This is a genomic window from Streptomyces sp. SDT5-1, from assembly GCF_052245995.1.
Classification (GTDB): Bacteria; Actinomycetota; Actinomycetes; order Streptomycetales; family Streptomycetaceae; genus Streptomyces.
Genome location: NZ_CM125963.1, coordinates 57,943 through 74,342 on the forward strand (window position 1 = coordinate 57,943; position 16,400 = coordinate 74,342).

Genomic DNA, 16,400 nt, shown 5'->3' on the forward strand with positions numbered 1-16,400 from the left:
CTAAGGCTTGCCTTACTTTAGGCTTCCCTTCAAGCACTCGTGGCCCGACCAGCACGTACGGACCACGGGAACCACTCGAAGGGAACCTGAACCATGCCTCGCCCCCTGAGGGTCGCCATCGTCGGAGCCGGCCCCGCCGGCATCTACGCCGCCGACGCCCTGCTCAAGTCCGAAGCGGCCGCCGAGCCGGGGGTGTCCATCGACCTCTTCGAGCGCATGCCGGCGCCGTTCGGCCTGATCCGCTACGGCGTGGCGCCGGACCACCCGCGCATCAAGGGCATCGTCAAGGCGCTGCACCAGGTGCTCGACAAGCCGCAGATCCGGCTGTTCGGCAACGTCGACTACCCGCGCGACATCGACCTCGACGACCTGCGCGCCTTCTACGACGCCATCGTCTTCTCCACCGGCGCCACGGCCGACCGGGCGCTCGACATCCCGGGCATCGAGCTCGACGGCTCCTACGGCGCGGCCGAGTTCGTCGCCTGGTACGACGGCAACCCCGACTTCCCGCGCACCTGGCCGCTGGAGGCCGAGAAGGTCGCGGTCCTCGGCGTCGGCAACGTCGCCCTCGACGTCGCCCGCGTGCTCGCGAAGACGGCGGACGAGCTGCTCCCGACCGAGATCCCGGCCAACGTGTACGAGGGCCTGAAGGCGAACAAGGCCAAGGAGATCCACGTCTTCGGCCGCCGCGGCCCGGCGCAGGCGAAGTTCAGCCCCATGGAGCTGCGCGAGCTGGACCACTCCCCGTCCATCGAGGTCATCGTCAACCCCGAGGACATCGACTACGACGAGGGCTCGATCGCCGCCCGGCGCGGCGAGAAGCAGACCGACATGGTCGCCAAGACGCTGGAGAACTGGGCGATCCGCGACGAGGGCGACCGCCCGCACAAGCTGTTCCTGCACTTCTTCGAGTCGCCCACCGAAATCCTCGGCGAGGACGGCAAGGTGGTCGGCCTGCGCACCGAGCGCACCGAGCTGGACGGCACGGGCAACGTCAAGGGCACGGGCAAGTTCACCGACTGGGACCTCGGCGCCGTCTACCGCGCCGTGGGCTACCTCTCCGACGAACTGCCCAAGCTGCCCTGGGACATCAAGTCCGGCACCGTCCCGGACGAGGGCGGCCGTGTCATCCAGGAGAACGGCGAGCACCTCCAGTCGACGTACGTCACCGGATGGATCCGGCGCGGCCCCGTGGGCCTCATCGGGCACACCAAGGGCGACGCCAACGAGGCGATCGGGAACCTCCTCGCGGACCACGCGGAGGGCCGCCTGCAGACGCCGGTCTCCCCCGCCCCCGAGGCCGTCGACGAGTTCCTCGGCGAGCGCGGCGTCCGCTACACGACGTGGGAGGGCTGGTACAAGCTCGACGCCGCGGAGAAGGCGCTCGGCGAGCCGCAGGGCCGTGAGCGCGTGAAGATCGTGGAGCGCGACGAGATGCTGGACGCCAGCGAGGCGTGAGACTCCGTGTGAGGGCCCGGCCGGATTCCGGTCGGGCCCTCACACGTACCCGCGCGTGCGGGGCGAGTTCGGCGACGGGATAAGCTGGTGCGGATAGATGTAAAGCCCACCCACCTTGTCCGCCGCGGAGGCGCCGTGCCTCAGATCACCGTCGACTACTCGCCCGCACTCTCCGACACCCTCGACCGGCGGGCCCTCGCCGTGGAGCTGGGCGCCCTGGTCGTCGAGGGGTCGGGATCCCGCGGCACCTGCAAGACGTTCTTCCGCGCCGCCACCGAGACGTACGTCGTCGGGGGCGAGCAGGAGGACGCCCCCGTGGTGCACGTGGAGGTGGCGCTGCTGCCGGGGCGCAGCGAGCGGACCATGGACCGGCTCTCGCAGCGGATCCTCGCGCTGCTGGTCGAGCGGGCGGGCGAGGACGTGGTGTGTTCCGTCGAGGTGCGGCCCCTGGCGGCGTACAGCCTGTATCCGACGCGGCACGCGTGCGCCTCGGACGCCTGCGGGCGCCCGGCCGCCCCGTCGGCGCTCAGCCGATCCGCGCCTTCAGCCGGGCCACGTTGGACGGTACGTCGCCGCGGGTGAGGTCGCTGCCGATGCTGACGGTGAACGCGCCGGCGGCGAGCCACCGGTCGGCCTCGTCGACGGCCACGCCGCCGGTCGCCATGATCCGGGCGCCGGGCAGCACGGAGAGCACCGACTTCAGGTAGGCGATGCCGCCGACATGGGCGGGGAACAGCTTCGCGACACCCCGGCCCGCCGCGGTCCGCAGCTCGCTCGGGGTGAGGCCGCCCTCCACCAGGAGCCGTCCCGCGGTGTCGGCCACGGGACGTACCTCCGGTACTTGGAACGGGCTGACCAGGAAGTCGGCCCCGGCCGCAAGGGCGCGCTCGGCGATGTCGGGCGAGGTGACGGTGCCGAGGCCGAGCGTCACCTCGGGGAACTCCTTCGTCCAGGCCGCCACCAGGTGCTCCCAGCCGGGTGTGGTGGCGGTGAACTCGAAGGCGGTGAGGCCGCATTCCACGAGGGTGCGGGCGACCCGGTCGGCGGTGTCGGCGTCGGCCTCTCGGACGGTCGGGGTGACGCGCGCGGCGCGCAGGGCGTCGATGACGTCGGCGTGCATGGATGTCTCCGGTGGGGTGCTGGTCGCCTCGGTCATGCCGGGGCCGCGATCTCGGCGAGGGCGTCGAGGGTGGACTCGGCGTCGGCGCCCCGGGCGCGCAGCACGATGGCGTCGCCGCAGCGGATGTTGAGGGTCATCAGGGACAGCACGCTGCGGGCGGGCACCTCGTCGCCGTCGTCGCGTGCGACGGTGACATCGGCCGCTGCGCGGGCGGCGATCTGGGCGAAGGCGGTGGCGGGGCGGGCGTGCAGGCCGGCCTCCTCGGTGACCACGAGGCGGCGTTCGACGACGGTCATCGGTTGGTCTCTCCGTCCAGCAGGGCGGTCAGCCGGCGCACCAGCTGGTCCTCTTCGTCGGGGTTCAGGGGGCGCGGGTCGATGGTGAGGCGGCCGGTGGCGGCGTGGTGGTCCCTCAGGTACACGCCGGAGGCGGCGAGTTCGGCGGCGAGACCGGCCGCGTCGCGGCCTGCCGTGTCCGGGTCGACGGTGAGTTCGGTGCGGTGGATGTCGCGGCCCGCCTCGTCGCCGACGACGCGCGTGGTGATGCCGGGCAGGCCGGCGAGGCGCGCGGCCAGCTTCTCCATGCGCGGGCGGTGCCCGCCGGACGGGGCGGTGCCGTACTCGCGCAGGGCCTGGACGAGGCCGAACAGGGTCTCCTTGCCGACCTTCATGGGGCGGGCGATGCCGCCGTACTGAGCCCGGCACGCCGCCATGTGCGCGGCGCCGCCGCAGATCATGCCGGAGGTGGGTCCGCCGACGGCCTTGCCGCCGCTGTAGATCACGAGGTCGGCGCCGGTGGCCGGCCAGTGGCGCAGATCCTCTTCGGCTGCAGCGTCGACGATCACCGGGAGGTCGTGGGCGTGGGCGACCTCGATCGTCTCCGCGAGGGACACCATGCCTTTCTGGACGGCGTGGTGGGACTGGACGTACAGGAGGGCGACGGTGCGCGGTCCGACGGCGCCCGCCAGGTGGGCCGCGGTCACCTTGTTCGCGGAGCCGACCTCGACCGGGCGGCCGCCGCCGAGCGCGACCATCTGCCGTACGGGCGCCCCGAAGTGGACGGAATGGCCGCGCGGCAGGATCACCTCGCAGGGGGCGTCGCCGGGGTCGGGCAGGGCCTCGATGCGGGACACGTCGGTGCCCGCGATCAGGGCGGCGACGGCGATGGCGATGCCGGAGGCGGCGCCCGTGGTGGGGCAGCCGTCCTCGGTGCCGGTGGCACGGGCGATCTCGCGGCCGACGGCGGCCATCAGGTCGTCCATGACGACGTGGTGCCGGGCTGCCTCGCCCATCGCGGCGACGACGCCCTCGCTGAGGACGCTGCCGCCGAGCGCGGTCATCTTGCCGCTGGCGTTGATGGCTGGGGGTGTGCCGAGGTCGTGGTGGAGGGATTGCACGTTGCTCCCGAGAGCCTGGGGGTGGTCACTTGCCGGGGATGGGGAAGAAGAGGCCCGCGATCATCGCGCCGATGATGGCCCCGCCGGTGAGCGGCTTCTGCCACTTGTAGAAGAGGGCGGCGCCGACGGTGGAGCCGATGCCGACGGGCAGGGAGGCGGTGGCGGCGGAGATGATGACGAGCGGCCCGAGGTAGCGTCCGGCGGAGTTGCCGGCGCCCATCATCACGTCGGCTCCGAAGGTGGAGGTGCCGCCCGTCGAGTTCACGGTGGCCCGCCGGATCGCGAGGATCGCGGCGCCGATCAGCGCACCGAGCAGGGCGCCCACCGGGATGGCGAGCCAGAAGTGCTGGAGCGGGGCGGTGAACCCGGCGCCGAGCAGCATCGCGGGCACGCCGATACCGACGCCGGTCTGGAGGGAGCCGCCGATGTCGAGGATGCCGACCATGGGCCCCTCGATGACGCGGGCGAACAGGAAGCCCGCGCCGAACGCGGCGGCGGCGCCGTAACTGCCGCTCTCCATACCGGCCTTGAGCATGGAGGCCACGGCGACGTCGCTGAACACACCGGTGCCGTACGTGTAGTAGAGGTGCGTACCGGTGAAGATGCCGGAGGCCAGGCAGGCCACGAAGACGGGGAAGGCCCATTCGGAGAGCCAGAAGCTGCCCTCGCCCGGCACCTTGGTCAGGAAGCCGCCCTTGGACTGCTTCTCCCCGGAGTCGTTCTGTGCCGGTATGCCGCCCGACGCGGCGGTTGATGTCTCGGTCATGTCGCTGCCTGCCTCACTCGGGCTTGGTGCCGGTCACGTCGTGGAGGTGCGCGAGCCAGTGCGGGATGTCGACGTTCAGCTGCTGGAGCAGGGTGAGGTCGGCGCCGCGCAGGAACGTGCTGGCCGCGAAGAGGGTGAGCACCACGGCCGCGAGGGACTTGGTGACCTTCGTCCAGCCCAGATCGTCGACACCCTTGCCGATGACGATGCCGAGCACGATGCCGGGCACCGCGTTGCCCATCACGAGGTGGCCGAGGCCGCCGAGCACGGTGCCCCAGGCGCCGGTGCGGCGGCCCGCGTCGACGGCGGCCATCCAGAAGATGATCGGCATCACGGGGTTGATGAGCCACTCGGACGCCGGTCCGAGCACCTTCGCCGCGACCTCCTGGAGGGAGTGCGGGATGGAGGCGGCGGTGGTGTTGAGGAGGGTGACGAGGAGCATGCCGACGGCGGTGCCGGTGATGGCCATGCGCCGCGGGTTGTGCAGGGTCTCGGCCAGCCGCCGGTTCTTGATCATGGCGACGGACGCGGTCCAGTGCGGCACGATGCGGTGGTCGACGTCGGAGGTGAGCGCGCCGGTCCCGACCGCGCTCGACCAGGCGTTGAACAGGAAGCCCAGGCCGAACGAGAAGTGTGCGACGGGGTCGTTCTGACAGGCGTTCAGCTCGCCGAGGGTGCGGAAGGCTCCCATGCCCTGGACCTTCGGCGCGTGGAACATGCGGGCCACGCCCGCGGAGGCGCCGAAGCCGATGAGTCCGCCGATGACGAGGGACTCGAGCAGGACGGTGAGGGTCTCGTTCATTCGGTCACCTCATGTGCAGCGCGTGCTGGACCGGCGAGAGCCGCTCCTCGCGCACCGCGAAGTCGACGGACGCCAGGTCGAGGGAGGTCACCTGGACCTCGACGCGCAGGGTGAGTTCGAAGCGCTGCCGGGTGCGCGGGAAGAGCAGGCCCAGGAATCGCTCGGTCCAGCGGTGTTCCACGGCGTCGACGACCTCGAGGTCGAGCGGCTCGACGCGGAAGCACACACCGTCGGTCTTCTTGTCGACGGCCCCCTGCACCTGCCCGATGGCGGTGGCGAACGCCTTGTCCCGGCTAGGCCCCGAGCCGGTGAGGCGCAGGGTGTGGCGGGTCCGCTTCACGAGGCCTCCTCCCCCAGCTTCTTCAGGAGCGCCTCGGTGACCTTGAAGCCGAGCTCCTCGCTGTCGAGGAAGCCGAAGCCGAGGACGGTGCGGCCCTGCTGGACGGCGGTCACCCCGGCCTGCGCCGAACGCATGCCGAACTCGATGTCGTGGCCGTACTTGGCCTTCGCGGTGACGGCTCCGGCTCCTCCGCTGCCGCAGAAGGAGATGCCGAGCGCGGCGCCCTCCGCGGCCATCACGTCGCCGACCTTCATGTCGGCGCCGGGGCCCGCGATGAGGACGGGCTCACCGCCCGCGGCCCGTACGCCGTCGGCGACGGCCTGGCCCTTGCCGAGCCGGTGTCCGATCACGATCTTGACTGTCATGGCGGTGCTCCCTGGTGTGTGGGTCAGGCCTGCGGGGTGGACTGCTGGCGGAGCTGTGCCGCCGCCTCGAAGTGCAGGGCGAGCAGCAGGACTTCGGTGTCTCCCGCGAGGAATTCGCGGGGCGCGCAGTAGGTGTCGACGAGAGTGCGGGCGGCGGCCATCCGGTCGGGGCCCAGTTCGGCGGCGAGTTCGGGGTCGAGCGGGTCGAGGTGTTCGACGTCGCGCACCCGGCGGACGAAGGCGAGCGCGTGCACGGCGAGGGCGAGCGCCCGGGTGTCGTCGAAGTCGACGCCCGCGATCTGTGCGCTGGCCCGGGCGAGCGGCAGGAACTCGGCGAGGTCTGTGCGGTCCTCGTCGGTGACGGGTCGCGTGGTGTCCTGGACTGCCGTCGCGAGCCGTTCGATCAGGGGCGTGCTCATTCACGGGCCTCTCGGTGGTTCGGTGGAGCGGTCGGAAGGGTGTGGAGGCGTCCGGCGCGCACGGCCGCGACGGCCTCCAGGTGGGTTCGGGTGGTCCGTGTGTCGCCTTCGGCGTCGGTGAGCCGGAGGGGTGTGTCGGCGAGGCGCAGCAGGGTGAGATCGGCGGCGCCGCCGACGCGCAGCGTGCCCAGTTCGCCGTCGAGGCCGAGGACCTGGGCGGGGTGAAGGGTGGCGCGGCGGATCACCTGCTGCGGGGACAGGCCGAGCGCGAGCATCTTGTTGAGGGTGGTGACGAGCGAGTGCACGGGTCCCTCGACGTTGCGGACGTGCACGTCGGTGCTGATGGTGTACGGGGAGAAGCCGGCGGCGAGGGCCCGTTCGGCGGTGGCGAATGCGAGGCTCGCGCTGCCGTGGCCGACGTCGAGGCGGACGCCGCGGGCCACGGCGCGGCGTGCGGCGTCCTCGCTGCCGAACAGGCCGCCGGGCTTGCCGTGGAAGGCGTGCGTGACGACGTCGCCCTCGCCGAGCAGGTCGAGTACGTCGCCGAGGCGGGGCGGCTCGTTGCCGACGTGCACCATCACCGGGCGGCCCGCGCGGGCGGCGACGCGCTTGGCGGCCTCCAGCGGGGCGAGTCCGCTGTCGCCGACGACCGATGAGCTCATCCGCACCTTGATGCCGCGGATCGTGTCGGGGTGTTCGCGCAGCAGTTTCTCGGTGGCGGCCTCGTCGATGTCGTCGGGGCCGCCCGCGAGTTCGGTGCGGCCGTGGACGAGGCCGTGCCGGGAGATGTTGAGCCAGCTCAGGACGCGGGTGGTGGCGGGTTCGACAACGTTGCCTGCGAAGTCGTCCCAGTGGTCGCTTCCGCAACTGCCCGCGTCGGCCAGGGTCGTGACGCCCTGCTCGACACCGACGCGGTCGGCGGGGACACCGAGGTCGGTGCGGGGCGCGTAGACGTGGGCGTGCAGGTCGATCAGGCCGGGCGCGAGGAGCAGCCCGGTGGCGTCCACGCGCTCGGCGCCGACGAGCGTGCCCGGTGCGCCGGTCGCGGCGATCCGGTCGCCCTCGACCGCGAGGTCCGCCGCGACGGGCTCCGGCCGCAGCGGATCGGCCAACAGGCCGCCGGTCACGACGAGATCGAATCGTTGCGGGTCCGCGGAGGGCGCTGCGTGCACAGCCATGGACGGCGACCTTTCCCAGGCGTGAGAGTGGTGCGTGCGAGACGGGCGCACCGCTGGTGGACACCCGGATCGAGGACCCGGGATCGTTCCGTGGAGTAGAATGGCGTTCCGCTCGGCGGATCGAGTGGAAACATAGCCCGCGTCTCCTCGGAGGGTCAATGGAACCGAGCAAGCCCGCGAATTCCGTCGTCAAGGCGCTTCGAGTGCTGCACGCCGTGGCACGCGCGGACGGACCGCACCGGCTCGGCGACATCGCGGAGCGCGCCGGCGTCTCCAAGGCCAGCACGCACCGGGTCCTGGCCACGCTCGTCGATGAGGGGTACGCGGCGGCGGACGGCGAGGGCCGCTACGGCTGCGGGAACCAACTGCGCGCGATGGCGGCGCAGGTGCTCGCGGACGACGCGGTCGGCATCGACGCGGTGCTGCGCGCGCTGCAGCAGCGCCTCGGGCAGGCGGTGCACCTGGCGGTGCTCAGCGGCGACCACGCGACGTACACGCACAAGGTCGACCCGGGGCACGCCTACCGGATCGCGACCGATGTCGGGACGCCGCTGCCGCTGCACGCCACGGCCGCGGGCAAGGCGCTGCTCGCCCATCTGCCGGAGCCGGAGGCCGCCGCCGTCATGGACCGCACGGGGCTGCCGGCCCGCACCCCGCACACGCACACCGAACGCGGCGCGCTGGTCAAGGAGTTGGCGGCGATCCGGGATGCCGGGTACGCGACGGACTACGAGGAGGCGGACGAGGCCATCTGCTCGATCGCGGCGCCGGTCCTCGACGCGGACGGCACGCCGGTCGGCGCGGTCTCGGTCTCCTCGCTCACATTCCTCGTCACCGAGGAGCAACTGGCCGATTTCGCCCCGGCGGTTCGACAGGCGGCGCAGGACGTGTCACGGCGCCTGTGACATGACGGGGCCCCTGCGCACCGGATGCGCAGGGGCCCGTAAGGCGATGGCTTCAGAATCCGCAGCCGCAGCGCGCGCACCCGGCGAGCCAGCGGCGCAGGGTGGCGTGCACGGACTCCGGGAGCGCGCTGAGCATGTCGATCGCCTCCGCGTCGCCCGGCGAGGGCGCGATGCCCGCGGCCGTGAGCAGCGCGTGCAGGTCGAGGCGGCGCATGTCCCGCGGGTCCACGTGGCACGGCACGCGGTGCGCGGGGTTCGGCGGGGCGAGCAGCCAGTCGTCAGCCCAGTCGATGGCGCGGGTCTGCTCTTCGTCCAGCCCGGTCGTGATGGTCTGCATGCCGGCCTCCTTGATGGCGTACGCCGTTGTGTCGAAGGCAGAGAGCGTCGCCGGTCGGTCGCCGGTTGCGAAGGGGCCCCAGGATCACACGAAGGGCGCAATGCGCAGTTCATCAGGCATGCGCACCGCCGTCCCCCGGCCGCTCCCCGCCGCCGAAGAGCCGGTCGAGCTCCCGGTCCATGGCGCCCTGGTCGGCCTCCGCGCCGAACGGTACGAGGGCGTGGCTGCGCTCCAGATACGTGAGCAGCGCCTGGTGGCCGAGGGCGAAGCGGACCAGCTCGCCGGTGCCCGCCGCGCGGACCTCGATCTCCACACTGAGCGGCTGCCCCTCGTGCGCCACGGGCCGGACCGTGACGTCGCCGATGCCCGCCGTGCCGCTGAGCCCGGCGGAGAGCAGATCGCGGGAGAGCGCCCAACTCCCGCCGCGCAGCCCGGCCTCGGGCACCAGGACCCGCACGACGAGCGGGTCGTCCGCGGTGTAGCGCAAGTGGATCTCGCAGGAGAGCCGCTCGCCGTCCGGGTAGGCGAGAACTCCCGTCGCCAGCGCCTCCAGGCGCTCGTGCATGTGCCGTTCGTCAGGGCTCACCCTGACCCACCCCATCCCTGCTGTCGCACCGGTGCGGGAGCTCTCCCCACTCCTTGCCCCACTCCCGGACGGCACTGCCCGGTCCATGGGGTCGCCCGGCCCTGCATCGCTCCCGCCGGACTGTGCTGTCGCGCCGACGCCTTATACGCACCGTGCGCGACAAGCGCAACCTTAGGCCAAAGGGCATACATCATCTGGCATATGCGCCAATGACCTCAGGCCTTCACAACCAGTTCGATACGGGGCACGCACGGGACAGAAACGTTCGAAAGCGACTGCTCCCCCGGCGGCGTCGGTCAGATGTCGTCCTCCGCTCCGGGCAGGTGGGTGTCACCGTCCGACCAGTGGTTGATCCAGCCACAGGCGCCGCATGCGTAGCGGCCGTTGATGCCCGCCACCACCGTTCCGCAGCCACCGCACTGCTTCTCGGTGACCTGCTGTCCGGAAAGGAAGGCGGCAGCGGCCACCGCCGTCTCCACGTTCTGGTCATGCGACACGTCCATGAGGCGCCCCTACCCAGCTCGCACCGGCTCAACATCCCTGGGGCACTTTCTGTTCGGCGGGACCTACTGTCCGGTATACGTGGGCGACACACGCGCCCGCAGTCCACCTTGGGAGGCCCCATGCCCGCGTCCGCCGTCCGTGCCGGTTCCGTCGTCGACGACTTCACGCTGCTCGACGAGACGGGGACGCCGACCACGCTGTCCTCACTGCTCGCCGACGGGCCGGTCGTGCTGTTCTTCTACCCGGCCGCGCTCACCCCCGGCTGCACCGCGGAGGCCTGCCACTTCCGGGACCTGGCGGCGGAGTTCGCGGCGCTCGGCGCCCGCCCTGTCGGGGTCAGCTCCGACGCCGTCGAACGCCAGCAGGAGTTCACTCAGCGGCACACCCTCGGGTTTCCGCTGCTCTCCGATCCGGAGGGCGAGGTGCGCCGCCGGTTCGGCGTGGCCCGCGGGTTCGGGCCGCTGCCGACCAAGCGGGCCACGTTCGTGATCGACACCGACCGCCGGGTGCTCGACGTGGTCCGCAGCGAGTTCCGGATGAGCGCGCACGCGGACCGCGCCCTCGAGACGCTGCGGACCAAGACGGGCTGAGCGCTAGCGGCGTCCCCGTACCAGCAGATACACGAAGTACGGGGTGCCGACGACGGCCGTCACCAGGCCCGCGCCCAACTGCGCCGGGGCGATCACCGTGCGGCCCAACAGGTCCGCCACGCAGACGAGGGCCGCGCCGAGCAGCATCGCCACCGGCACGACGCGCACGTGCTTGCGCCCCACCAGGGCGCGGGCCGCGTGCGGCGCCACCAGGCCGACGAAGCCGATCGTGCCCGCCGCGGCGACGGCCGTGGCGCTCAGCAGCACGCTGAGCACGAGGAAGCCGAGGCGTCCGCGCGCCAGGTCGAGGCCGAGCAGCCGGGGCGTGTCGGCGTCGAGCGAGACGAGGTCGAGCTCCTTGCGCCGGGCGACCGCGACGGCGGTGCCGAGCACGAGGACGGCAGCGACCGGCAGCACGTCCGGAAGGCCGCGCCCGTACGTCGATCCGGACAGCCACACCAGGGCCTTCGTCGCGCTGAACCGGTCGGTGAGCACGATCAGGAGGCTGATCAGGGCCGCCGTCCCGGACGCCGTGCCGATGCCGACCAGGACGAGCCGGGTCTGCTGGAAGCCGCCCTTGGCCGCGAGCTCGAACACGAGCGCCGCGGTGACGCCCGCGCCCGCGAACGCCGCCGCGGCGATGGACCACGACCCGGCGCCGGGCACCGTCGTGACCAGCAGTACGGCGCCGAGCGCGGCGCCGCCCGAGACCCCGAGGACACCGGGTTCGGCGAGCGGGTTGCGGCTGACTGACTGCACGAGCGTGCCGGACAGGGCGAGCGCCGCGCCCGCGCACAGGGCCGCGAGGACGCGCGGCACCCGGGTGTCGAGGACGAATGTGATGGCCTGCCCCGCCTGCCCGCGCGCCCAGTTGGCGACGTCGCCGAGGAGCAGGGTGCTGTCGCCGAGGAGGACGCCGCCGACGGCCACGCCGACCAGGACGGCCGCCAGCACGACCACGGTGGCGGCGAAGACCTTGCGGCTCGGGATGCGCAGCCGGTCGGGCTGCGCTGCGGCGTCCCCGTCCCGCGTCCGCAGCGCCATCACGACGAGGAAGACGGCGCCGACGACGCTCGTGACGACGCCCGTCGGCACGGTGACGGCCACCTGGGCGGAGGTCACGGCGCGCAGCAGCAGGTCGGAGCCGAGCACGAGCGCGGCGCCGACGAGGCCCGCGACGGGGATACGCACCCGGTGCCGTACGAGCGGACGCACCCGGCGGGCGAGCGGCCTGACCAGGGCCGGGGCGCACAGGCCCACGAAGCCGATCGGCCCGGCGAGGGTGACGGCGGCGGCCGACAGGAGCGCGGCGAGCACGACGGCGGTGACGCGGGTGCCGCGCACCGGGATGCCGAGGCCGCGCGCCGCGTCGTCGCCGAGGGCGAGGCCGTCGACGCGGCGGGCGAGCAGCACCAGGCCGACGAGGGCGGCGAGCACGACGGGCGCCATGCGGCCGACGCCCGCGAAGCCGTTCTGGGCGATGCTGCCCTGGTTCCACTGGTAGAGGCCCTCGGTCTGCTCGGGGAAGAGCAGGATCAGCGACTCGGTGACGGCGTTGAGGCCGAGGGCGAGGGCGCTGCCCGCGAGGACGAGGCGGACGGTGGTGGCGCCGCGTCCGGCGAGGGTGAGCACGACGGCGGCCGCGGCGAGCCCGCCGACGAAGGCGACGGCGGAGGACGCGAAGACGGATACGGCGGCGCCGCTCGCCGTGAGCACGCCGAGCGCGAGGTAGGAACCGGCGTTGACGGCGAGGGTGTCGGGCGAGGCCAGCACGTTGCGGCTGACCGCCTGGAGGACGGCGCCGGCCGCGCCGAGCGCCACGCCGACGAGCACCCCTGCCGCCATGCGGGGCAGCCGGGAGGCGACGACGACGGAGGCGTCGCCGGCCTCGGCCTGCCCGGTGAGGGCCTGCCACACCTGGCGCGCGCCGACGTCGGCCGTCCCGTAGGCGATGTCGGCGACGGCGAGCGCGGCGACGAGGAGGGCGAGCCCCGCCGTCACCGCGACGGCGCCGACGCGCGGCGCCGCGAGGGTGCGGGGTGGTGCGGTGACGGCCACGGGCCTACTTCTTCGTCAGGGCGGCGACGACGCCGTCGATGTACTGCTCCATGGACTTCGGGCCGCCGAACAGCCAGGTGCCGTCGGGCAGTCGGTGCACGTCGCCGGACTTCACGAAGGGCAGCGACGTCCACACCTTGTTGTCGGCGAGGTCCTTGGTGAACACGTCGGAGCCGCCGGCCTTCTTGTTGCCGATGTACGTGAAGCGGACGTCCTTGCCGAGGCCGGTGAGGCCCTCGACGTCGGTGGTGGCGAGGCCGTAGTCCTTGTCGCCCTTGACCTTCCAGGCGTTCTTGAGGCCGAGGTCCTCGTTGACGGCGCCGAGCAGGGAGCCGTCGGTGAAGGCGCGCACGGAGACCTGGTTGGAGGCGGCGTAGCCGTCGGCGGTGGCGATGCTCGCCCCGTCGGCGCCGGCGTCCTTCAGTGCCTTCTTCCCTTCGGCGAGCTTGGTCTCGTACGCCTTCTTGGCGGCCCTGGCCTCGTCCTCCTTGCCGGTGGCCTTCGCGAGGGTGTCGAGGGTGTCGAACATCGTGCCGACCTGGTCGTCGGCGTCGGCCGACTTCACCTGGAGGACCGGCGCGATCTTCTTCATCTGCTTGACGGCGGAGGCCGACAGATCGGTCGTGGCGACGATGAGGTCGGGGGCGAGGGCCGCGATGCTGTCCATGCTGGGCTCGCCGCGGGTGCCGATGTCCTGGGGCGAGTTGGTCAGCGGAGCGGCGGTGTCCCAGGCCTTGTAGCCCTTGACGTCGGCGACGCCGGTGGGGGCGACGCCGAGGGTGACGAGGGACTCGACGACGTTCCACTCGGTGCCGACGACCTTGGTGGCGGGGCCGTCGAGGGTGACCTTGGAGCCGTTCGCCCCGGTCAGGTTGATCGGTTCGGCCTTGCGGTCGGGGTCGGTCTGCGCGGGCTCGGACGAACCGCAGGCGGACAGGACGAGGGCGGCGGCAGCGGCGGTCGCCGCGGCGATCAGGGGGCGTCTCATGACGTGCTCTGGAGCCTTTCGCTTCTGCTGTGGTGGCGGCCGATCGCGCGGGTGCGCAGCCGTCCGGTGAAGGGGTCGGTGTCGACGTCGACGCGGATGCCGTACGTCTCGGTGAGGCGCTCGGAGCTCAGTACGTCCTCGGGGGCGCCGTCGGCGACGACCCGGCCCGCGCTGAGCAGCGCGATCCGGTCGGCGACGGCCGCGGCCTGGTCGAGATCGTGCAGGACGACGCCGACGGCGATGCCGCCGTCGTCCGCCAGGTCCCGCATGAGGTCGAGGAGTTCGACCTGATAGCGCAGGTCGAGGTAGGTGGTCGGCTCGTCGAGGAGGAGCACGCCGGTCTGCTGGGCGAGGCAGCTCGCCAGCCACACGCGCTGGAGCTGCCCTCCGGAGAGCTGGTCGACGCCCCGGTCGGCGAGGGCGGTGACACCCGTCGACTCCAGGACCCGGTCGACGACTTCGGGGCCCTCGGCGTCGGCCCGGCCCCACCGGCCCCGGTAGGGGTAGCGGCCGAACTCGACGACGTCGCGCACCGTGAGCCCGCCCGGCGTGGGCCGGCTCTGCGTCAACAGGGCGACGCGGCGGGCGAACTGACGGGCGGTGAGGTCGAAGCCGTCTGCGGCGTCGGGGGTGCCCGCGTCGAGGGTGAGCGTGCCGTGCCGGGGGCTCTGCAGGCGCGCGATGGCACGCAGCAGCGTCGACTTGCCGCTGCCGTTCGGGCCGACCAGGGCGGTCACTTCGCCGGGCTTGAGGACGAGGGCCGCGTCGTGCACGACGTCGGTTCCGTCGTACGACACGGTCACGTGCTCGGCCGCCAGTTCATGACCGCGCGGACGTGGGGCGCTACCTGCGCGTTCACCAGATCTCACGACGTGAAGGTTAGCCTAACCTTACCCTTCGGGGAACCCCGGGGGTCCGGCTCCCGATCCGCTCCCACCAGGCATGGATCCGCCGCGCGGGGATAACCGGGAGTGCGGATCACACAGCCCGGATCGAAGGGAGTCACATCTCATGGCACTGCGGAGCAACCCGAAGTACACCGTTCCCGGTCTCACGGTGACCGAGGCCGGCGAACTCATCGACATCCTCCAGCTGCGCCTGCACGCCCTCAACGACCTGCACCTCACGCTGAAGCACATTCACTGGAACGTCGTGGGGCCGCACTTCATCGCGGTGCACGAGATGATCGACCCGCAGGTCGACAAGGTCCGCGCGATGGCCGACGACGTCGCGGAGCGCGCGGCCGCACTGGGCGGCGTCAGCTGCGGCACACCGGGCGAACTCGTCGCGGCCCGCACCTGGGAGGACTACAGCGTCGGGCGCGCGGACGCGATCGCACACCTCGGCGCGCTCGACGTCGTCTACACGGGACTGATCGAGGACGTCCGCAAGGCCGTCGACCGCACCGGCGAACTCGACCTGGCCACCCAGGACCTGCTGATCGGACAGCTGCGGGACCTGGAGCAGTTCCAGTGGTTCGTCCGCGCCCACCTGGAGACCGCGGGCGGCACCCTGCGCACCGGGGACGCCGACACCGAGACCGAGGCCGCGCGGCAGGCCGTCCGGTGAGCGACACGGGCCCGATCGTGTGACTGCGCCCCGCCGGTGCCCGGCACCGGCCACCAGGTGTGCCTACCGTGGGAGTTCGTCAATCTTGAGTCGACGCGGCACCGCGCCGCGTCGACCGTGAGGAGCTCTCATGTCCGACGAAGAGCCGCAGCGCACACGGAAGTTGGGCGTCGAGATGCGGCGGGTGTCGCTGGACGACGGCAGCGTGATGACGATCGTGTGCGACGCGGGCCTGTCCGAGGCCGACGTACGCTCACGCGCGACCCGTATCGCGGAGGAGAACCACCGACGGCAGTAGCGGGGCCGCGACACACACGGGGTGCGGTGCACACGGGATGCGACGTACACCACACCCCTGAGCCGCGTTCTTGCCCGTGAGGCAAAGAAAATGCCACGGGTTCAACAATTTGTTTATGATCACCGGGTCCCCGCTCCCCCTGCCCGGAGATCGCATGTCCACGCCCCCGTCCGCCGCTCCCCGACCGCATCCGCTGCACGCCCTGCGGGCCACCGTCTTCGCGATCGGCGCCCTGCTCGTGCTCGTCGCCGTCGGTGTGCTGCTGCGGCAGCCGCTCCTGATACCCCCGCTCGCTGCCAGCGCCGCCCTGGTGCACGGCGCGCCGGGACTGCCGATCTCGCAGCCGCGCAACCTCGTCGGGGGCCAGCTGATCTCGGCCGCCATCGGGTTCGGCACGCTCGCGGTGACCGGGAGCAACGGCTGGGGCGCGGCCGTCGCCGCCGGCCTCTCGCTCGGGGCGATGATGCTGACCCACCTCTCGCACTCCCCCGCCGCCGCGACCGCGGTGATCGTCGTGCTGCAGGCCCCGCACCCCGCCCCCTTCCTCGCCCTGCTCGCGCTCGGCACCGGCCTGCTCGTGCTGATCGGGCTGCTGCCCGGGCGGATCGGCGGACACCCCGTGCGCTACCCGCTCAGCTGGTGACCCCGGAGGGCGTAACCTGTTAGTGTTCTTGGAACTTTCACGCATCGAGGAGAACGAACATGGCGGTGGACGACGACA

The 16,400-nt window shown here is 72.4% G+C and carries 22 protein-coding genes; 7 read left to right on the forward strand and 15 right to left on the reverse strand.

What is annotated here, in order from left to right; all coding sequences use genetic code 11:
• The first annotated feature begins 93 nt into the window (after positions 1 to 93).
• Together ACTWJ8_RS00290 and ACTWJ8_RS00295 are read left to right on the forward strand one after the other, a co-directional pair.
• Positions 94 to 1,458, forward strand: a complete 1,365-nt coding sequence (locus ACTWJ8_RS00290; RefSeq protein ID WP_356382587.1) for an FAD-dependent oxidoreductase — start codon at positions 94 to 96, stop codon at positions 1,456 to 1,458.
• 135 nt (positions 1,459 to 1,593) lie between these two features.
• Positions 1,594 to 2,040 carry a 5-carboxymethyl-2-hydroxymuconate Delta-isomerase gene (locus ACTWJ8_RS00295; RefSeq protein ID WP_443262299.1) on the forward strand — a complete coding sequence of 149 codons (447 nt, stop codon included), beginning with the start codon at positions 1,594 to 1,596 and terminating at the stop codon, positions 2,038 to 2,040.
• Here ACTWJ8_RS00295 and ACTWJ8_RS00300 read toward each other — a convergent pair.
• Genes ACTWJ8_RS00300 through ACTWJ8_RS00340 form a run of 9 tightly spaced genes read right to left on the reverse strand, consistent with a single transcriptional unit; the run spans position 1,985 to position 7,844 of the window.
• Positions 1,985 to 2,578 carry a bifunctional 4-hydroxy-2-oxoglutarate aldolase/2-dehydro-3-deoxy-phosphogluconate aldolase gene (locus ACTWJ8_RS00300; protein WP_443262300.1) on the reverse strand — a complete coding sequence of 198 codons (594 nt, stop codon included), beginning with the start codon at positions 2,576 to 2,578 and terminating at the stop codon, positions 1,985 to 1,987. The two genes, ACTWJ8_RS00295 and ACTWJ8_RS00300, sit on opposite strands and share 56 nt — an antisense overlap.
• Positions 2,579 to 2,610: 32 nt before the next feature.
• Complete coding sequence (locus tag ACTWJ8_RS00305) at positions 2,611 to 2,874, reverse strand: HPr family phosphocarrier protein (RefSeq protein WP_443262301.1); 264 nt, start codon at positions 2,872 to 2,874, stop codon at positions 2,611 to 2,613.
• Positions 2,871 to 3,974 carry a DgaE family pyridoxal phosphate-dependent ammonia lyase gene (locus ACTWJ8_RS00310; protein ID WP_443262302.1) on the reverse strand — a complete coding sequence of 368 codons (1,104 nt, stop codon included), beginning with the start codon at positions 3,972 to 3,974 and terminating at the stop codon, positions 2,871 to 2,873. The genes ACTWJ8_RS00305 and ACTWJ8_RS00310 overlap by 4 nt, the downstream gene beginning before the upstream one ends.
• A 25-nt stretch (positions 3,975 to 3,999) precedes the next feature.
• Positions 4,000 to 4,740, reverse strand: coding sequence for a DUF4310 family protein (locus ACTWJ8_RS00315; RefSeq protein WP_443262303.1), 741 nt, complete (start codon positions 4,738 to 4,740; stop codon positions 4,000 to 4,002).
• Between the two features lie 13 nt (positions 4,741 to 4,753).
• Complete coding sequence (locus ACTWJ8_RS00320; protein ID WP_443262304.1) at positions 4,754 to 5,542, reverse strand: DUF4311 domain-containing protein; 789 nt, start codon at positions 5,540 to 5,542, stop codon at positions 4,754 to 4,756.
• A 4-nt stretch (positions 5,543 to 5,546) separates the two neighbouring features.
• Positions 5,547 to 5,882, reverse strand: a complete 336-nt coding sequence (locus ACTWJ8_RS00325) for a DUF4312 family protein (protein ID WP_443262305.1) — start codon at positions 5,880 to 5,882, stop codon at positions 5,547 to 5,549.
• Entirely contained in the window at positions 5,879 to 6,247 is a 369-nt protein-coding gene (locus ACTWJ8_RS00330; protein WP_356382563.1) for an SFCGS family glycine-rich protein, read from the reverse strand. The genes ACTWJ8_RS00325 and ACTWJ8_RS00330 overlap by 4 nt, the downstream gene beginning before the upstream one ends.
• A gap of 23 nt (positions 6,248 to 6,270) precedes the next feature.
• Positions 6,271 to 6,666 (reverse strand): hypothetical protein, encoded by a 396-nt coding sequence (locus ACTWJ8_RS00335; protein WP_356382560.1) that lies wholly within the window; start codon positions 6,664 to 6,666, stop codon positions 6,271 to 6,273.
• Positions 6,663 to 7,844 (reverse strand): amidohydrolase/deacetylase family metallohydrolase, encoded by a 1,182-nt coding sequence (locus tag ACTWJ8_RS00340; RefSeq protein ID WP_443262306.1) that lies wholly within the window; start codon positions 7,842 to 7,844, stop codon positions 6,663 to 6,665. Before ACTWJ8_RS00340 ends, ACTWJ8_RS00335 begins: the two co-directional genes overlap by 4 nt.
• A gap of 158 nt (positions 7,845 to 8,002) precedes the next feature.
• Between ACTWJ8_RS00340 and ACTWJ8_RS00345 the strand changes: the two genes are divergently transcribed.
• Positions 8,003 to 8,749 (forward strand): IclR family transcriptional regulator, encoded by a 747-nt coding sequence (locus ACTWJ8_RS00345; RefSeq protein ID WP_443262307.1) that lies wholly within the window; start codon positions 8,003 to 8,005, stop codon positions 8,747 to 8,749.
• Positions 8,750 to 8,801: 52 nt separating this feature from the next.
• Here ACTWJ8_RS00345 and ACTWJ8_RS00350 read toward each other — a convergent pair whose 3' ends face one another.
• The 3 genes from ACTWJ8_RS00350 to ACTWJ8_RS00360 form a co-directional block, all read right to left on the reverse strand.
• Positions 8,802 to 9,086 (reverse strand): hypothetical protein, encoded by a 285-nt coding sequence (locus ACTWJ8_RS00350; RefSeq protein ID WP_356382551.1) that lies wholly within the window; start codon positions 9,084 to 9,086, stop codon positions 8,802 to 8,804.
• A 112-nt stretch (positions 9,087 to 9,198) separates the two neighbouring features.
• Entirely contained in the window at positions 9,199 to 9,672 is a 474-nt protein-coding gene (locus ACTWJ8_RS00355; protein WP_356382548.1) for an SsgA family sporulation/cell division regulator, read from the reverse strand.
• Positions 9,673 to 9,968: 296 nt separating this feature from the next.
• On the reverse strand, positions 9,969 to 10,175 hold the full coding sequence (locus ACTWJ8_RS00360) for a hypothetical protein (RefSeq protein WP_356382545.1): 207 nt from the start codon (positions 10,173 to 10,175) through the stop codon (positions 9,969 to 9,971).
• A gap of 120 nt (positions 10,176 to 10,295) precedes the next feature.
• On the opposite strand from ACTWJ8_RS00360, the gene ACTWJ8_RS00365 reads away from it, so the two are divergent.
• Entirely contained in the window at positions 10,296 to 10,766 is a 471-nt protein-coding gene (locus ACTWJ8_RS00365) for a peroxiredoxin (RefSeq protein ID WP_443262308.1), read from the forward strand.
• A 3-nt stretch (positions 10,767 to 10,769) separates the two neighbouring features.
• Here ACTWJ8_RS00365 and ACTWJ8_RS00370 read toward each other — a convergent pair whose 3' ends face one another.
• Genes ACTWJ8_RS00370 through ACTWJ8_RS00380 form a run of 3 tightly spaced genes read right to left on the reverse strand, consistent with a single transcriptional unit; the run spans position 10,770 to position 14,681 of the window.
• Entirely contained in the window at positions 10,770 to 12,824 is a 2,055-nt protein-coding gene (locus ACTWJ8_RS00370) for an iron ABC transporter permease (RefSeq protein WP_443262309.1), read from the reverse strand.
• A 4-nt stretch (positions 12,825 to 12,828) separates the two neighbouring features.
• Entirely contained in the window at positions 12,829 to 13,812 is a 984-nt protein-coding gene (locus ACTWJ8_RS00375) for an ABC transporter substrate-binding protein (protein ID WP_356382537.1), read from the reverse strand.
• The gene (locus ACTWJ8_RS00380) at positions 13,809 to 14,681 is read right to left on the reverse strand and encodes an ABC transporter ATP-binding protein (RefSeq protein ID WP_356382534.1); all 873 of its coding nucleotides are present in this window, start codon (positions 14,679 to 14,681) and stop codon (positions 13,809 to 13,811) included. The genes ACTWJ8_RS00375 and ACTWJ8_RS00380 overlap by 4 nt, the downstream gene beginning before the upstream one ends.
• Positions 14,682 to 14,823: 142 nt before the next feature.
• Between ACTWJ8_RS00380 and ACTWJ8_RS00385 the strand changes: the two genes are divergently transcribed.
• The 3 genes from ACTWJ8_RS00385 to ACTWJ8_RS00395 all read left to right on the forward strand — a co-directional run bounded on the left by ACTWJ8_RS00385 (position 14,824) and on the right by ACTWJ8_RS00395 (position 16,322).
• The gene (locus tag ACTWJ8_RS00385) at positions 14,824 to 15,381 is read left to right on the forward strand and encodes a Dps family protein (protein WP_356382532.1); all 558 of its coding nucleotides are present in this window, start codon (positions 14,824 to 14,826) and stop codon (positions 15,379 to 15,381) included.
• Between the two features lie 130 nt (positions 15,382 to 15,511).
• Positions 15,512 to 15,679 (forward strand): hypothetical protein, encoded by a 168-nt coding sequence (locus tag ACTWJ8_RS00390; RefSeq protein ID WP_356382529.1) that lies wholly within the window; start codon positions 15,512 to 15,514, stop codon positions 15,677 to 15,679.
• A 154-nt stretch (positions 15,680 to 15,833) separates the two neighbouring features.
• A complete protein-coding gene (locus ACTWJ8_RS00395; RefSeq protein ID WP_443262310.1) occupies positions 15,834 to 16,322 on the forward strand; it encodes an HPP family protein in 489 nt (162 codons plus the stop codon).
• The last annotated feature ends 78 nt before the right edge of the window (positions 16,323 to 16,400 follow it).

Bases quoted from the DNA above. Each gene is read 5' to 3' on its own strand.
- ACTWJ8_RS00290 (WP_356382587.1), top strand. From the start codon at position 94: ATGCCTCGCCCCCTGAGGGTCGCCATCGTCGGAGCCGGCCCCGCCGGC.
- ACTWJ8_RS00300 (WP_443262300.1), bottom strand. From the start codon at position 2,578: ATGCACGCCGACGTCATCGACGCCCTGCGCGCCGCGCGCGTCACCCCG.
- ACTWJ8_RS00305 (WP_443262301.1), bottom strand. From the start codon at position 2,874: ATGACCGTCGTCGAACGCCGCCTCGTGGTCACCGAGGAGGCCGGCCTG.
- ACTWJ8_RS00315 (WP_443262303.1), bottom strand. From the start codon at position 4,740: ATGACCGAGACATCAACCGCCGCGTCGGGCGGCATACCGGCACAGAAC.
- ACTWJ8_RS00320 (WP_443262304.1), bottom strand. From the start codon at position 5,542: ATGAACGAGACCCTCACCGTCCTGCTCGAGTCCCTCGTCATCGGCGGA.
- ACTWJ8_RS00330 (WP_356382563.1), bottom strand. From the start codon at position 6,247: ATGACAGTCAAGATCGTGATCGGACACCGGCTCGGCAAGGGCCAGGCC.
- ACTWJ8_RS00335 (WP_356382560.1), bottom strand. From the start codon at position 6,666: ATGAGCACGCCCCTGATCGAACGGCTCGCGACGGCAGTCCAGGACACC.
- ACTWJ8_RS00340 (WP_443262306.1), bottom strand. From the start codon at position 7,844: ATGGCTGTGCACGCAGCGCCCTCCGCGGACCCGCAACGATTCGATCTC.
- ACTWJ8_RS00345 (WP_443262307.1), top strand. From the start codon at position 8,003: ATGGAACCGAGCAAGCCCGCGAATTCCGTCGTCAAGGCGCTTCGAGTG.
- ACTWJ8_RS00350 (WP_356382551.1), bottom strand. From the start codon at position 9,086: ATGCAGACCATCACGACCGGGCTGGACGAAGAGCAGACCCGCGCCATC.
- ACTWJ8_RS00360 (WP_356382545.1), bottom strand. From the start codon at position 10,175: ATGGACGTGTCGCATGACCAGAACGTGGAGACGGCGGTGGCCGCTGCC.
- ACTWJ8_RS00365 (WP_443262308.1), top strand. From the start codon at position 10,296: ATGCCCGCGTCCGCCGTCCGTGCCGGTTCCGTCGTCGACGACTTCACG.
- ACTWJ8_RS00375 (WP_356382537.1), bottom strand. From the start codon at position 13,812: ATGAGACGCCCCCTGATCGCCGCGGCGACCGCCGCTGCCGCCGCCCTC.
- ACTWJ8_RS00385 (WP_356382532.1), top strand. From the start codon at position 14,824: ATGGCACTGCGGAGCAACCCGAAGTACACCGTTCCCGGTCTCACGGTG.
- ACTWJ8_RS00390 (WP_356382529.1), top strand. From the start codon at position 15,512: ATGTCCGACGAAGAGCCGCAGCGCACACGGAAGTTGGGCGTCGAGATG.
- ACTWJ8_RS00395 (WP_443262310.1), top strand. From the start codon at position 15,834: ATGTCCACGCCCCCGTCCGCCGCTCCCCGACCGCATCCGCTGCACGCC.